Origin of the sequence: Mesorhizobium sp. LMG17149, assembly GCF_024518695.1 — a bacterium.
Lineage (GTDB): Bacteria > Pseudomonadota > Alphaproteobacteria > Rhizobiales > Rhizobiaceae > Mesorhizobium.
Genome location: NZ_JANIFL010000001.1, coordinates 114331 through 126495, shown reverse-complemented (window position 1 = coordinate 126495; position 12165 = coordinate 114331). Strand labels below are relative to the sequence as shown.

Here is a 12165-nt window from a genome sequence, read left to right as displayed (position 1 = left end):
GTCATTCCCGCCCGAACCGCCCCTGTCCGAATCGCTTGGCTATCGCGGCAAGTCCGCGATGCAGCGACACACGCACCGCCGTCTCGCTGATGCCGAACTTCGCCGCCGTCTCACCGATGGACCGCCCTTCCACCGACACGGCCGAGACCACGGAGCGCTGTGCCGGCGACAGGCTGTCCAATGCCCGGTTGATGTCTCGCTCGCTGACGGTCTCGGTTTCCGGCTCGGCGAACGTCTCGGCGATATCGTCGACATCGATCTCGATGCGCCGTCCTCGCCGCCGGAACGCATCGATCACCTTGAAGCGGGCGATCGCGTAGATCCACGGCAACACCGGCGCATCCTGACGCCAGGTATGTCGTTTTACATGAATGGCCAGCAAGGTTTCCTGCACGACATCCTCGGGATCGACCCCGCCCTGCACGATCTTGCGCCTGGCAAAACCGCGAACCAGCGCGGCAATCCGGTGCAGAAAGTCGGCGTAAGCCCTTTCATCTCCCGCGATCGCGGCCCGCATCAGCCGGGAAAGTTCGGCCTCGTCCTTGCCGCTCACAAGAGTTCACTCCCCCGAATTTCGCGTCTCGGCGCTGATTTGTTACGTGGCCGGCGAAATAATGTCCAAGCCAAACTATCGGCAAATCACGAAAGATTGCGGCACACCGCGCGCCGATCGCCAGTGCGATATTGCCCCGCGCTCTTGTTCGAGAACTCAAGGCTTGGCGCCGAACATGGCGTCCCGGAAAGACCTGAAGCCCTTTCGAACGGTCAGCTTCATCCGTCTGCGACGGTACTTGTTTCTCAGGCGGCCCAAGATCTGGAAATGTGTCTCATCGATAACCGGAGTGGATAGGGGATCGTTAGCATATGGCAGCTGTGCCAAGGCATCTGCATGCATGTTGGCGTAAGGCAACGAATCGTATCTGTCGAAGGGTGTGGGCGGGTCGTTCAATACAGTGGGATTGGTGTTGATCTCGAAAACCTGGATACGACCATCGACAATGGTGTAGTCGATCCTGCCATATGAGATCCCCGCCTTCTCGAAAATCGGCATCAGCTCTACCGCATGCGGATTGTCGCGCACAAAGGCGGTATGCTCGACTCGATGTTGCCCCGACATACCGCCTCCCTGTACCTTTATGAACCACTCCTTGCTGGCGAAGCAGTGTTGCGCATAACTGCGCTCGCCGATCCGATATGCCGAGTATTTCCGGTAGCTGCCATCGGCACCAGCCTTTGCTCCAAACTCCACCACCATGGGGCGAACAAAATTCATCGTACCCAGGTTCGAGAGCGCCTGGCCGAGTTCCGCCGGCGATTGCAACAGCGGCGGCACTTTATAAGCGGCGCCCGTCTCGTCACGCAGAAAGACAGGGAAACGCATTCCCGCCGGCAGACTTTCGGGTCTGTATACATTGAAATCATTGATGCCGTCCGCGAACAGCATACGCAATAGATCGAAACGCTGAAGGCTTTTTCGGGGATGGTTGAGTTGAAACAGATCAGGCTGCTGCGACTTCATCCGCTGGCTGAGATTGGAGCATGCTTCAATCTCTGCTTCGCTCAGTCGGTCCAAATCCGTCCAAAGAACGGTGCCTCTGGAAATCTCAAGCAGATGCGCCCGTTCGTCATAGGGAACAAAGCGCACAGAACCCTGCAAATCCGTTCGAAAATAGAGTAGCAGGCTTGCCAGGGTATAGGCATGCAAGCGATGGCAAACATAGAAGATCATGAGACAACCCGCCCCTACTCATGCACTCATCAACAGCTGGTATCAGAAAATTATCGATTCGATATCGCAATTACGAGCCGACTTTCGACGATGAAGATGATCGTATTTCAACAGCTTATGGCAGACGACGTTCCGGGCATGGCCGCGATGGAGGCCGCGGCCTGGGGAAGACTCGGTGCCAGCGAAAAAACAATTCACCACCGGCTTTCGCTCGGGCATACAATGATCCTGGCCATGGTTGAGAACCTTGTTGCCGGCGCGATCTGCTTCGTGGAAACCAGCCAAGATCCGCACGATACGGGAAGGTTCCCCAAGACCTTCTCCGCCTACTCTTCGCTTGCCAGGAGCCAACCTGCACGGTCACTCTACGTGTACAATCTTGGTGTGCGACCCGAATTCCGCGGCACCGACATGGCACGCCGCCTGTTGTCGCAAATGTCTGACTATGGACGGCAGGTCGGTGCGCGTTGGTTGGTCGGCGACGGACGTTGCCCGTCCTACGCGGGAGCACAGGACGAGTTGCCCGACAAGGTTCGGCCGGATCCGGAATTTCGTCGGACCATCGACGACTGGCATCGGACCGGTGTCATGCCTTCGGTGGAATCCATAACGAGGGATCCGCTACTGCGGTTCTATAACCGTGTTCTCCGGTGCGAATTTCTACATCTCGCGTCCGATTTTCTACCTGAAGACATGAGTTCCGGCGGATTTCGCGTTATCTTTGCTGTCGATCTTGCCCGATGACAGATCAGGCTGATCTATTTGACCCCATCGCCCATGGCAGCGATGCGTTTCCCGAATTCGCCCGTCGTCGGAGTTCAGGAGGCGCCAGTTGGGGCAAACCTCCTTATCCCGAGGTCGGTGAAGCCTTCTACGTGTTCAGCCATGCGCTTGTTTCCCAGGCCTTGAAACACCCGCTGTTGCTGCAGGCACCGCCGGGCGCCTATCAGGAGGTCAGGCAAAAGATCAGCGCCAATCCGGCCCTGGACCTGTTGACCCGTTCCATGCTGCTGTCCGACCCGCCGCGGCACATGCGCCTGCGCCGCCCATTGGCTGGTTCGCTAAGCTTTTCCTCCAGCAACGGGCTATTCGACCGGCTTGCGGCCAAAGCGTCGGAACTTACGCAGGCAGCTGTACAAAAACCGGAGTTCGACGCGGTTCGTGATATAGGCCTGCCGCTATCGTTTTCAGGCCTGGAACAGATCCTTGGTATCGACATGGACGATCCCTGGCGGATTGGCGCCGACGCACAGCTTATGGCCAACGCTCTAGAAATAAGGGCCGGCGGCGTAGACGAAGACGCAAACGATGCCTGCCGCCGGTTGGAGGCATGGGTATCCAGCGTGATAGAACACGGTACTGTGCGCCCAAACGGTATTTCAGCTCAGATGCTTGCCGAAGTCGAGGCTGGCCGCTGGCTGAGAGACGATGCCATTGCAAACATCGTATTCCTGCTCTTTGCCGGGCAGGCGACAGTCGTCGATACCTTCGGCAATGCGCTGGTCGCGCTTGCACGCTTCCCAGAACAGCTTTCGCTGCTTGAAGATGGGAAAGTCAGTTGGTTTTCAGCAGCCGAAGAGCTGCTCCGTTTTTGCGCTCCGGTTCACTATGCCGGAGCGCGCATCGCCGCGGAAGATATGCAATTTGGTGGCGCAACCATAAAAGCCGGGCAGGCCGTCGTACCCGTGCTGGCGAGCGCCAATCGAGACATTTCTGTTTTTCCGGCGGGCGACCGGTTGGATTTGGGTTCCGGCATTTCGTCGGCCCTTGCCTTTGGCACCGGACTGCATGCCTGTCTGGGTCAACACGTCGCCCGGTTAGAAATAGCTGTACTGCTGGAGGCCTTGTTCACGCAGGCCAAAGGCTGGTGCTTGGACCTTCCCAGGGTCGTCAGGCGGCATTCGGTGCTTTTCCACGGTCTGCAAGCCGCCCCATTCATCCGGCCCGCGGATCAACCATCGGTTTGAATTCGGCACGCCATTCGCGTCCCTTCATACTTGGAATTGTGAGCCCGATATCAAGCGTTTGTGCTTCAGCGACCGATTGAAGCACATCACCAATGTTGACTACGCCTGTCAGGTATCGGTAGGTGAGCCGGTGCCAACCCGAACTTTAGGACAATGTCATGAAATATGCTCTTTCCACCCTCGCCGGCGCCACGGCGCTGGCAATCATGCTGATCGCCAGCCCGTCGATGGCCGAGGATGCCGGCATCATTGTCTATAACGCCCAGCACGAAAGTCTGACCAAGGCGTGGGCCGAAGGCTTCACCAAGGAAACGGGCATCAAGGTCACAGTGCGCAATGGCGGCGACAGCGACTTCTCCAATCAGATCGTCGCCGAGGGCACTGCTTCACCCGCAGACGTGTTCCTGACGGAAAACTCACCAGCCATGGCGCTGGTCGAGAGCGCCGGCCTGTTCGCGCCGGTCGATGCCGGCACGTTGGCACAGGTTCCGCAGGACTATCAGCCGGCCAGCGGCAAATGGGTCGGCGTCGCCGCGCGCAGCACGGTCTTTGCCTATAACAAGACCAAGCTGACCGCCGACCAGCTGCCCAAGTCGATGCTTGACCTCGCCGATCCGAGCTGGAAGGGCCGCTGGGCCGCCTCCCCGTCGGGCGCCGATTTCCAGGCCATCGTCAGCGCCCTGCTCCAGCTCAAGGGCGAAGCCGCTACCGCCGACTGGCTGAAGGCGATGAAAACCAATTTCACCGCCTACAAGGGCAACAGCACGGTGATGAAGGCGGTCAATGCCGGCGAGATCGAAGGCGGCGTCATCTATCACTATTACTACTTCGGCGATCAGGCCAAGACCGGCGAAAACAGCAAGAATGTCGAGCTGCACTATTTCAAGAACCAGGATCCGGGCGCCTTCGTCTCGATCTCCGGCGGCGGCGTGCTGGCCTCCAGCAAGCATCCCAAGGAAGCCCAGGCGTTCCTGAAATGGCTGACCGGCAAGGGCGGTCAGGACGTGCTGAAAACAGGCGATTCCTTCGAATACGCGGTCGGCAAGGGTGCGGACTCCAACCCGAAGCTTGTGCCGCTCGCCGATCTGCAGGCGCCGAAGGTCGATGCCACGACGCTGAACTCCAAGAAGGTCACCGACCTGATGACGGCAGCCGGCTTGCTTTAGTTGCCATTCGTCCTAAAAGGACACCCGACCACGCTCCCGCGGGAATTCGCCTTCCGCGGGAGTGATTTTGTTTTTCGAGATGGCATTCGTCGATGACGACACGCTGTGTTCCCGACCGCGATCGCGGTCCTTCAATTGCTGCCGCTGGACGGCAACGGCACGGCGTCTGACCTGATGCAGTCCGCGGTCGATCTCGCGCGTTCGGGCCTGCCTTCGGGCACAGGCCGAAGGGCCCGGCGACGCGCACCGCTGTGGCTGGTCCTCGCCGCCATATTCGTTGCGCTGCTGGCGCTGGTGCCGCTCGCCTTCATCATCTGGATCGCGGTGCAGACCGGCTGGGAAACCGTCGCGGCGCTGGTCTTCCGGCCGCGTGTCGGCGAGCTTCTGGTCAACACTGTCCTGCTGGTCGCGCTCTCGGTGCCGATCACCATCGTGCTGTCGGTTGCGCTGGCCTGGCTGACCGAGCGCAGCGACCTGCCGGGCGACCGGATCTGGTCCTGGCTGTGCGTGGCGCCGCTCGCCATCCCCGCCTTCGTCCACAGCTACGCCTGGATCACCATGGTGCCGGGACTGCACGGCCTGTGGGCCGGCGTGCTGGTTTCCGTTATCGCCTATTTCCCGTTCCTGTATCTGCCGGTGTCGGCGGCATTGCGCCGTCTCGATCCCGCCCTCGAGGACGCCGCCGCCGCACTCGGCCTTGGACCCCGACGCGTGTTCTGGCGGGTCGTGCTGCCGCAATTGCGGCTCGCCATCTGCGGCGGCTCGCTGCTGGTCGGCCTGCATCTGCTGGCCGAATACGGCCTCTATGTCTTCATCCGCTTCGACACCTTCACCACGGCGATCGTCGACCAGTTCCAGTCGACCTTCAATGGACCGGCCGCCAACATGCTGGCCGGCGTGCTGGTCAGCTGCTGCTTCGTGCTGCTCGGCCTCGAAGTGCTGGTGCGCGGCGAGGAGCGCTATGCCCGCGTCGGCTCGGGTGCGGCGCGCCATCAGCAACGCGCAAGCCTCGGGCGCGCCACCATTCCGAGCCTGCTCTTGCTTGTCGTCACCACGCTTTTGGCGCTCGGCGTGCCGTTCGTCACCATCGGCGGCTGGCTTGTCGCCGGCGGCGCCGCTGTCTGGCGCCTGGACGAGATCGGCCTGGCGCTTGGGCAGACGCTGTTCCTGGCGCTCGCCGGCGCCTTGCTCGCCACCGTCGCCGCCATGCCGATGGCCTGGATCTCGATCCGCGCCCCGGGGCCATTGCAGCGCCTGCTGGAGGGCTGCAACTACACTGTCGGCTCGTTGCCGGGGGTTGTCATTGCGCTGGCGTTGGTCACCATCACGGTGCGCATCGCGCTGCCGCTCTACCAGACCCTGTTCACCATCCTGGTGGCCTATGCGCTGATGTTCCTGCCACGCGCGCTGGTCAGCCTGCGGGCGTCGATCGCGCAGGCACCGGTCGAGCTCGAACGCGCCGCTTCCAGCCTCGGCCGCCCGCCGCTGCAGGCGCTGTGGTCGACGACGATCCGCCTGTCGGCGCCGGGTGCCGCGGCTGGCATGGCGCTGGTGGCGCTCGGCATCATGAACGAACTGACCGCTACCCAGATGCTGGCACCCAACGGCACCCGCACGCTGGCGATGGCGTTCTGGTCCTACAGCGGTGAGATTGATTATGCCTCCGCGGCACCTTACGCCTTCATCATGGTGGCGATGTCGCTGCCCTTGACCTGGCTGCTCTATGTCCAGTCGAAACGGATGGCCGGACGATGAGCTTTCTCGAAATCGGCGGCTTGCACAAGCAGTACGGCCCGGTGGCCGCCCTTGCCGGCGTCGACCTGAACGTCGCCAGCGGCAGCCGCACGGCGATTGTCGGTCCTTCCGGCTGCGGCAAGACGACCCTGCTGCGGCTGATTGCCGGCTTCGAGGCGCCGGACCAGGGGCACATCACGCTCGACGGTACGATATTGGCCAATGGCGGCGCTGCGGTGCCGGCATATCGGCGAGGCATCGGCGTGGTGGCGCAGGATGGCGCCCTGTTTCCGCATCTGACCATTGGCGACAATATCGGTTTCGGCATGGGTCGCGGCGAGGACAAGCGCACTGAGCGCATCGTCGAGCTCGCCTATATCGTCGGCCTCGACAAGGCGATCCTCAAGCGCCGCCCGCACGAGCTCTCCGGCGGCCAGCAGCAGCGCGTGGCGCTGGCTCGCGCCATGGCGATGAAGCCCAGGCTGATGCTTCTCGACGAGCCGTTCTCGGCGCTCGATACCGGCCTGCGCGCTTCGATGCGCAAGGCGGTGGCCGAGCTTCTGGAAGCTGCCGGCATCACCACCATCCTGGTGACGCACGACCAGGCCGAGGCGCTGTCCTTCGCCAGCCAGGTCGCGGTGATGCGCGACGGCAAGTTCTCGCAGATCGGCACGCCGCGCGAGCTCTATCTCAAGCCGAAGGACAGGATGATCGCCGAATTCCTTGGCGACGCCATCATCCTGCCGGCCAAGATATCGGATGGATTCGCCAACTCTCCGCTCGGCCGCATCGCGGTCGACACCAATGACAGCCGCGATGTCGCCCGTATCATGCTTCGCCCGGAGCAGATCGCGCTGAAGAGAACGTCGCGCGAGGGCATGTCCGGCACCTCGGACATGCTGTTCGGCGAAGTGACGGAATCCGAATTCGCCGGCTCGATGTGCACGGTCGCGGTGCGGCTCTTGAACAATGCCGATCCGCCCGATGCGGCCGCGATCGGCAACACGCCGCTGGTCCTGCGCAAACCGGGCATGGACGCGCCGGCGGTCGGCGAGATCGTCCGGCTGACCGTATCGGGAAAGGCGCATGTCTTCGCCTGAATGCCGTATGCGGGTAGCCTGGAGTAATTCTAGGAAACTGTGAAGCGGTTTTCCGTCTGGAATTGCGTCAAAACAAAGAGTTAGAGCAGTTCGCCGTTTCCGTGAAACGGTGGAATGCTCTGGGCATATCCTTTGGATTAGCCGACGCGCTTTCCTGCCTGATCGAACCAGTGCAGCTTTTCTGCCTTGGCAACCACGCGCAATTGGTTGCCAACCGTGGCGGTGGCGCGACCCGCGACACGCACGACGATGCGGTTGCCGCCTGCCGCACAGTGAAGGAAACTTTCAGCGCCTACCGGTTCGACTGCCTCGACCAGCGCCGGCAGGACGAGCGCGCCGGACGGCGCCTCCGCATTGAAGGTGACGTCGGCATCCTCGGGCCGAAAACCGAGGGTCGCAGCTCTTGCCTCCCGAGGTGCGAAAGCGATCGCCGTGCCATCTGCGAGCGCCGCGCCTGAGGCGCCTTCGGTCAGTGCCAGGAGATTCATCGGCGGCGCGCCAATGAAGGAAGCAACGAAGGTCGAGGCCGGCCTTTCGTAGACATCGAGCGGCGCCCCCATTTGCTCGACCAGTCCGGCATTCATGACGACGAGGATGTCGGCCAGCGTCATCGCCTCGAGCTGGTCATGCGTGACATAGACCGACGTGACGCCAAGCGAGCGCTGCAAATTCTTGATCTCCACGCGCATCTGGCCACGCAATTTGGCGTCGAGATTGGAAAGCGGCTCGTCGAACAGGAAAAGCCTCGGGTTGCGCACAATGGCACGGCCCATGGCGACACGCTGGCGCTGGCCGCCGGAAAGCTCGCGCGGGCGGCGGTCGAGCAGCGCCGAAAGTTCCAATATTTTCGCCGTCGCGCGGACCCGGCTGTCGATCTCATCTTTCGGCGTGCCGCGGTTGCGCAGCCCATAGGCCATGTTGTCGTAGACTTTCATATGCGGATAGAGCGCATAGTTCTGGAACACCATGGCGATGTCCCGCTCGGTCGGGCCGATTGAGTTTACGATCTTGCCGTCGATCGCAACTGTTCCCGAGGAGATGGTTTCGAGCCCGGCGATCATCCTGAGCAGCGTGGACTTGCCGCAACCCGATGGGCCTACCAGCACGCAAAGCTGCCTGTCGGGAACTGCGATTGAAACGCCCTTCACGGCCTCGAAACCGCTGGGGTAGACCTTCTTCACATCCTTCAGATCGACGGTCGCCATCAGCTTCTCACTTTTCGGAATCGACCAGGCCGCGAACGAACCAGCGTTGCATCAGCACCACGACCAGGATCGGCGGCACTATGGCCAGCATCGCTGTGACCATGACCAGGTGCCATTGCGTATCGGCATCGGCGAAGGAGACCATCTTTCTCAACGCGATGACGATCGTGTTCATGTTGCTGCTGTTGGTGACGAGCAACGGCCACAGATACTGCGTCCAGCCATAAATGAAGAGGATGACGAACAGCGCCGCGATATTCGTCCGCGACAGCGGCAACAGGATATCGAAGAAGAAGCGCCACGGCCCCGCACCGTCAACACGCGCCGCCTCCACCAGCTCACCTGGAATGGTCATGAAAAACTGTCGAAACAGCAATGTGGCGGTGGCGGAGGCGATCAGCGGGATGATCAGGCCGGCATAGGTGTCGATCATGCCGAGATCGACCATCACCTTGTAGGTCGGCAGGATGCGCACCTCGACGGGAAGCATCAAGGTGATGAAGATCAGCCAGAAGAAGGTCATGCGCAGCGGAAAGCGGAAAAATACGATCGCGTAGGCCGACAGGATCGAGATGAAGATCTTTCCCACCGCGATGCCGAGCGCCATGATCGTCGTGTTGAGCAGCAGCCTGCCGACGCTGACGCCGCCGATACGGCCGACACCGCCGAACAGCGCTTCGGTGTAATTGTTCCAGAACTGATCGCCGGGCAGGAGCGGCAATGGCGGCCTGAGGATCGTTTGCAGCGTCTGCGTCGAGGCAACGAACGTGTAGTAGATCGGGAAAGCAACGATCAATATGCCGAGGATCAGCACGGCGTGGGCGATGACGGTGCGGAGCGGTGACTGGCCGATCATCGCTCGCCCTCAGCCGTAATGGACTTTGCGTTCCACATAGCGGAACTGGATGGCCGTGAGCGAGATGACGATGACCATCAGGATGACCGACTGCGCCGCCGAGTCACCGAGGATCAGATTGACGAAGCCGTCATTGTAGACCTTGTAGACCAGCGTTTCAGTCGTCTTGCCCGGACCGCCCCCGGTGACGGCATGGACGATGCCGAACGTGTCGAACAGGGCATAGACGGTGTTGACGACCAGCAGAAAGAAGGTCGTCGGCGCAAGCAGCGGGAAGACGATGGTCCAGAATCGCTTGGTCTCGCCGGCGCCATCCATGGCCGCCGCCTCGATCAAGGCTTTCGGCACCGCCTGCAGGCCGGCGACGAAGAACAGGAAATTGTAGCTGATCTGCTTCCAGGCAGCGGCGGACACCAGCAGGATCATGGCGTGAGTGCCGTTGAGCAGTGGATCCCAGGCGATGCCGAAACTCCTCAGCATGTAGGCCAGCGACCCGATCGACGGGTTGAAGAGGAACAGCCACAGCATACCGGCGATCGCCGGCGCCACCGCGTAGGGCCAGATCAAGAGCGTGCGGTAGAGACCTTTGCCGCGCACCACCTTCTCTGCCATGACCGCAAGCAGGAGCGCCACGCACATGGCGACGATGGCGGTCGCAAGGGAAAACACCACCGTGACCTTGATCGAGTTCAGGTAGGCCGGATCGGCAAGCACTTTCCTGAAATTGGCGAACCAGACGAACTTGGTCCTCAGTCCGAACGGATCCTGCCTGAGCATGGATTGGTAGAACGCCTGACCGGCCGGCCAGTAGAAAAACACGAGCGTGATGGCCAGTTGCGGCGCCACCAGCAGGTAGGGAAGGATCTTGTTGGGAAACACGACGCGAGGGGTCATGGAGCCACTCCGAGGTGATGAGGCGGGCGGCACGATGTGGCATCCCTCTTCGCCAAGATGCCTTTGACGAGCGTTTCGGATTGGGCATCATCGACCGTTGGCGAAATCGCAAGGGACGGCAAAACTCCCCTCGCCGAGGGGAGATGCCTGGCAGGACAGGTGGATGCGCCGTAGAGCAAGGACCTGCGCTCGCTCTAATTCCCCAGCGCTTCCTTGATCGCCGCATTGCCACGCGTAACCGCATTGTCGAGCGCCTGCTGCGCGGTTTGCTGGCCGGCGAGCATCTTTTCGAACTCCTCGTTCTGGATATCGCGCACCTGCGGCAGGTTCGGAAGACGTACGCCCTTGGAATTGTCGGTCGGCGCCTTACCCGTCATCTGCAGGATCGGGGTCTCGCGACCGACGTTCTTGTCATAGAAACCGGACTTCTTGGTCGCTTCATAGGCGGCAAGCGTTACCGGCAGATAACCCGACTTCTGGTGCAGGTATTCTTGCACCTCGGTCTTCGACAGGTAGGCGAAGAAGGCCGCGACGCCCTTGTATTCCTCGTCGGATTTATCAGCGAAAACCCACAGGCTGGCGCCACCCGGCGTCGTGTTCTGCGGTGCGCCCTTGGCGTCGCTGTCATAGGGCAATTGGCCGATGCCGTAATTCATGCCGGACTTGACGATATCGCCAAGGCCGCCGGAGGATTCGGTCATGATCCCGCATTCGCCGGCGAGGAAGATCTGCTTGGCTTCGGAGGTGCGGCCGCCATATTTGAAGGTGCCGTCCTTGGCGAGGTCCGCCAGCGCCTGGAAGTGGTTGACGAAAATCGGCGCATTGATCTTGAGCTCGACATCGCCGCCGGCCAGACCGTTCTGCTGGGTGGCCCATGACACGTCATTCCAGGCCGCGAAATTCTCCAGATGGATCCAGGTCAGCCAGGTCGAGGTGTAGCCGCAGGCGGCCGCGCCGCTCGCCTTGATCTTCTTGGCGTCTTCCCACACCTCATTCCAGGTCTTGGGTGGGCTGTCGACGTCGAGACCAGCCTTCTTGAAGATATCCTTGTTGTAATAAAGGATCGGCGAGGAGGAGTTATAGGGGAAAGAGAGCATGGTGCCGTCCGGCTTCGAATAATAGCCGACTATGCCTGGCAGATACTGGCTCTTGTCGAAGGTCATTCCAGCGCTGGTCAACACATCGGCTGCCGGCTTGATTGCGCCTTCGGCTGCCATCATCACGCCGGTGCCGACGTCGAACACCTGCATGATGTCGGGCGCCTGGCCGGCGCGGTAGGCGGCGATGCCGGCATTCAGCGTCTCGGGATACGTGCCTTTGAACACCGGAACGAGTTCATAGTCGCTCTGGCTGGCGTTGAAATCTTTGGAGATCTTGTCGACAACTTCGGCATTGGCGCCAGTCATGGCGTGCCACCAACTGATCTGCGTGACAGCAAAAGCGGAGGTTGAGGAAAGCAGCATAAAGGTGGCGGCAACACCGGCCGCGAAGCCGAAGGACTTCATGTTTCATCT

General features: G+C 61.2%; 11 protein-coding genes. 5 read left to right on the top strand and 6 right to left on the bottom strand.

Going from position 1 to position 12165, the window contains the following annotated elements:
- Position 1 precedes the first annotated feature (1 nt).
- Both NP945_RS00600 and NP945_RS00595 read right to left on the bottom strand, forming a co-directional pair.
- On the bottom strand, positions 2-553 hold the full coding sequence (locus tag NP945_RS00600) for a sigma-70 family RNA polymerase sigma factor (RefSeq protein WP_127271203.1): 552 nt from the start codon (positions 551-553) through the stop codon (positions 2-4).
- Positions 554-709: 156 nt separating this feature from the next.
- A complete protein-coding gene (locus NP945_RS00595) occupies positions 710-1729 on the bottom strand; it encodes a hypothetical protein (protein WP_256745299.1) in 1020 nt (339 codons plus the stop codon).
- Positions 1730-1819: 90 nt separating this feature from the next.
- Between NP945_RS00595 and NP945_RS00590 the strand changes: the two genes are divergently transcribed.
- From NP945_RS00590 to NP945_RS00570, 5 genes are all read left to right on the top strand, one after another.
- Positions 1820-2473: an N-acetyltransferase gene (locus NP945_RS00590; protein WP_127318816.1), complete on the top strand. Its 654-nt coding sequence runs from the start codon at positions 1820-1822 to the stop codon at positions 2471-2473.
- Positions 2470-3696 carry a cytochrome P450 gene (locus NP945_RS00585; RefSeq protein WP_256745298.1) on the top strand — a complete coding sequence of 409 codons (1227 nt, stop codon included), beginning with the start codon at positions 2470-2472 and terminating at the stop codon, positions 3694-3696. Before NP945_RS00590 ends, NP945_RS00585 begins: the two co-directional genes overlap by 4 nt.
- Positions 3697-3854: 158 nt before the next feature.
- Positions 3855-4862, top strand: coding sequence for an iron ABC transporter substrate-binding protein (locus NP945_RS00580; protein WP_256745297.1), 1008 nt, complete (start codon positions 3855-3857; stop codon positions 4860-4862).
- Between the two features lie 174 nt (positions 4863-5036).
- Positions 5037-6617 carry an iron ABC transporter permease gene (locus NP945_RS00575; RefSeq protein ID WP_256745564.1) on the top strand — a complete coding sequence of 527 codons (1581 nt, stop codon included), beginning with the start codon at positions 5037-5039 and terminating at the stop codon, positions 6615-6617.
- Entirely contained in the window at positions 6614-7696 is a 1083-nt protein-coding gene (locus NP945_RS00570; protein WP_127318804.1) for an ABC transporter ATP-binding protein, read from the top strand. The genes NP945_RS00575 and NP945_RS00570 overlap by 4 nt, the downstream gene beginning before the upstream one ends.
- A 137-nt stretch (positions 7697-7833) precedes the next feature.
- Here the strand turns inward: NP945_RS00570 and NP945_RS00565 are convergent, their stop codons facing one another.
- The 4 genes from NP945_RS00565 to ugpB form a co-directional block, all read right to left on the bottom strand.
- The gene (locus NP945_RS00565; RefSeq protein ID WP_256745296.1) at positions 7834-8901 is read right to left on the bottom strand and encodes a sn-glycerol-3-phosphate import ATP-binding protein UgpC; all 1068 of its coding nucleotides are present in this window, start codon (positions 8899-8901) and stop codon (positions 7834-7836) included.
- A 7-nt stretch (positions 8902-8908) separates the two neighbouring features.
- Positions 8909-9757, bottom strand: coding sequence for a sn-glycerol-3-phosphate ABC transporter permease UgpE (gene ugpE, locus NP945_RS00560; protein ID WP_127268504.1), 849 nt, complete (start codon positions 9755-9757; stop codon positions 8909-8911).
- A gap of 9 nt (positions 9758-9766) precedes the next feature.
- Positions 9767-10651 (bottom strand): sn-glycerol-3-phosphate ABC transporter permease UgpA, encoded by an 885-nt coding sequence (gene ugpA / locus NP945_RS00555; RefSeq protein ID WP_023811118.1) that lies wholly within the window; start codon positions 10649-10651, stop codon positions 9767-9769.
- Between the two features lie 194 nt (positions 10652-10845).
- Positions 10846-12156 carry a sn-glycerol-3-phosphate ABC transporter substrate-binding protein UgpB gene (gene ugpB / locus NP945_RS00550; protein ID WP_023811116.1) on the bottom strand — a complete coding sequence of 437 codons (1311 nt, stop codon included), beginning with the start codon at positions 12154-12156 and terminating at the stop codon, positions 10846-10848.
- Positions 12157-12165: the final 9 nt, after the last annotated feature.

Excerpts from the sequence above, each read along its gene's own strand:
- NP945_RS00575 (WP_256745564.1), top strand. The coding sequence starts at position 5,037 with ATGCAGTCCGCGGTCGATCTCGCGCGTTCGGGCCTGCCTTCGGGCACA.
- NP945_RS00590 (WP_127318816.1), top strand. The coding sequence starts at position 1,820 with ATGAAGATGATCGTATTTCAACAGCTTATGGCAGACGACGTTCCGGGC.
- NP945_RS00580 (WP_256745297.1), top strand. The coding sequence starts at position 3,855 with ATGAAATATGCTCTTTCCACCCTCGCCGGCGCCACGGCGCTGGCAATC.
- NP945_RS00585 (WP_256745298.1), top strand. The coding sequence starts at position 2,470 with ATGACAGATCAGGCTGATCTATTTGACCCCATCGCCCATGGCAGCGAT.
- NP945_RS00570 (WP_127318804.1), top strand. The coding sequence starts at position 6,614 with ATGAGCTTTCTCGAAATCGGCGGCTTGCACAAGCAGTACGGCCCGGTG.
- ugpA (WP_023811118.1), bottom strand. The coding sequence starts at position 10,651 with ATGACCCCTCGCGTCGTGTTTCCCAACAAGATCCTTCCCTACCTGCTG.
- NP945_RS00595 (WP_256745299.1), bottom strand. The coding sequence starts at position 1,729 with ATGATCTTCTATGTTTGCCATCGCTTGCATGCCTATACCCTGGCAAGC.
- ugpE (WP_127268504.1), bottom strand. The coding sequence starts at position 9,757 with ATGATCGGCCAGTCACCGCTCCGCACCGTCATCGCCCACGCCGTGCTG.
- NP945_RS00565 (WP_256745296.1), bottom strand. The coding sequence starts at position 8,901 with ATGGCGACCGTCGATCTGAAGGATGTGAAGAAGGTCTACCCCAGCGGT.
- ugpB (WP_023811116.1), bottom strand. The coding sequence starts at position 12,156 with ATGAAGTCCTTCGGCTTCGCGGCCGGTGTTGCCGCCACCTTTATGCTG.